We start from the raw sequence: 902 nt of genomic DNA on the forward strand, positions 1-902 counted from the left end.
ACAATATTCGTCAAAATGAGGCGAAAAGGCGGCACCTTCAATTCATTGGTAAGCTAATGCGCGCAGAAGACGCTGAAGCGATTCAGTTCGCAATTGATCAGTTTGACTCCAGCAGTCAACGATATGCTCAAGAGCTTCACCAAATGGAGTCCTGGAGAGACCGTTTGATTAGCGGTGGAAATGATGTGCTTAGTAATTTTATTTCCGACAACCCTGATACAGACGTACAACACCTGAGAGCGCTCGTTCGCAACGCTAAGAAAGATCACGACCAGCAAAAGAATACTGGCGCGGGTAAAAAGCTGTTTCAATATATTCGAACGATTACTCAAGATATTGAGTAAAGCCAGCTAACTTGAAAATAGCGGCATCGCTGCGCGAATTTTATTCAAGCCTTTAAAATCCAAATTCGCACTACAAATACCAGCTCCTTTGCCGAGCTGGTTTAATATGTTTCCCCAAGGGTCGATGATCATACTCTGTCCCCAAGTTTTACGCCCACGGCTATGCTCTCCACCCTGATTTGCAGCAATAACAAAGCACTGGTTTTCAATAGCTCGCGCACGCAACAATAACTCCCAATGAGCTTGGCCGGTTTTTTCGGTAAAAGCAGAAGGTACAAGTAATATTTTTGCCCTTGCCCTACGCATGTCCTGATACATCTCTGGAAAGCGCAAATCATAGCAAATTGAAAATCCGATTCCGGCCTGAGTACCATCTTCGAAACTTATCGTTTCAACTACGGTTCTTTCACCGGGACAAAAGGTATCCGACTCACGATACTCGCCATGCTCATCACCGACCTCAACATCAAATAAATGTTGCTTATCATAGTAGGCCTGTACTTCACCTGAGATATTAATCAGAAGACTACGACTAAAATATCGTTGCTTCCCTTGTGA

At 44.0% G+C, this 902-nt stretch carries 2 protein-coding genes; one reads left to right on the plus strand and one right to left on the minus strand.

What is annotated here, in order from left to right; genetic code table 11:
- A partial coding sequence (yjgA, locus tag A3766_RS25280) for a ribosome biogenesis factor YjgA (RefSeq protein WP_156498138.1) occupies positions 1 to 344 on the plus strand: 344 nt, incomplete at its 5' end.
- Positions 345 to 350: 6 nt separating this feature from the next.
- Here yjgA and A3766_RS25285 read toward each other — a convergent pair.
- On the minus strand, positions 351 to 902 hold a 552-nt coding region (locus A3766_RS25285; RefSeq protein WP_197479738.1), incomplete at its 5' end, for a nitrilase-related carbon-nitrogen hydrolase.

It is taken from the genome of Oleiphilus sp. HI0132, assembly GCF_001635845.1.